The 1,056-nt window shown below is 59.5% G+C and carries 2 protein-coding genes; both read right to left on the bottom strand.

Annotated features, from left to right (window positions below; translation table 11 throughout):
• Positions 1 to 423, bottom strand: a complete 423-nt coding sequence (locus HPC46_RS34500) for a MaoC/PaaZ C-terminal domain-containing protein (protein ID WP_179476451.1) — start codon at positions 421 to 423, stop codon at positions 1 to 3.
• Positions 424 to 441: 18 nt separating this feature from the next.
• A complete protein-coding gene (locus HPC46_RS34505) occupies positions 442 to 930 on the bottom strand; it encodes an FAS1-like dehydratase domain-containing protein (protein ID WP_179476452.1) in 489 nt (162 codons plus the stop codon).
• Between the last annotated feature and the right edge of the window lie 126 nt (positions 931 to 1,056).

Below are 1,056 nucleotides of genomic sequence, written 5' to 3' on the forward strand. Positions count from 1 at the left end.
TCAGGGCAGTGCGATGGTGGCGGTTCCGGGTGTGGTGGCTTCGTCGTTTTGGTTGAGGACGTCGATGTCGAGCACGACGAGGTTGCGTCCGTTTTCGGTCTTCTTTTCGCTGACTACCGCTTTGGTGCGCAGCACATCGTTTTTGAGGTTGGTACCGCGGAATTGCACAGTCATGCTCACAATGTCGGCCTCGTCGCCGGCCCAGTCGCGTAGCGCGTTGAGCAGGTAGGTCCACCGCAGATTGCCCATGCCGATGGCACCGGGCTGGCCCATCAACTTGGCCATCTCGTCGTCCATGTGCACGGAGATGAACTCGTCATTGACCGCCGCGAAGCGGTTCCAGTTGTCGAAATCAGTCTTGCGGGTGAACTCCGGCAAGACCTGGCCGACCTCGACGCTGTCGAAAGAAACGTTGATTGCCATCGCGATGGGCTCCTGTGCCTAGAACTGGATGGTGGTGCCGACAGTGCGCTTGACCAGATCACCATTCTGGTTGTGCCACTCGGTCTCGTATTTGGAAAACAGCTTGAGCCCGGAACGGCCCTCACGCTCTTCCCAACTCGCCAGCCGCAACTTCGAGGAGATCACGTCCCCCGGACGCATCCTGGTGAAATACGTGTCCTCGGTACCGCCATTGAGGATCATGCCGCCGATCAGCCCCGGCAGATCGAACGGCAAACCGCCCTCCTCGCCAGTTGGAATCGGCCAGGCAAACGGATTGAAGTCCTCCGGCGCCACGATGCCACCGAACTTTGTGGACTTCGCGTACTCGGCATCGGTGAACAACAGCGGCGGAACCTTGGGCCAGTACGTCGCGATCGCCCACCGCCGAATGTCGGACTCACTGATCGGGAACGACACCTTCTCCCGACCCCAAACGCCCTTGCACTCCAACATCTCAGCAGTGACAAGCGAGGTCTTCTCGGTCATCAGCGACCCTCTCCAACTCCTGGGGGAAACAACACCCAAACACACACGACAGCGGACCACTCAAACAGCCCGCACGGCACCCAAACCCTAATGGCCCCCAGTGACAGATGTCAACAACTGACAGCA

Source organism: Mycolicibacterium vinylchloridicum, from assembly GCF_013404075.1.
Lineage (GTDB): Bacteria > Actinomycetota > Actinomycetes > Mycobacteriales > Mycobacteriaceae > Mycobacterium > Mycobacterium vinylchloridicum.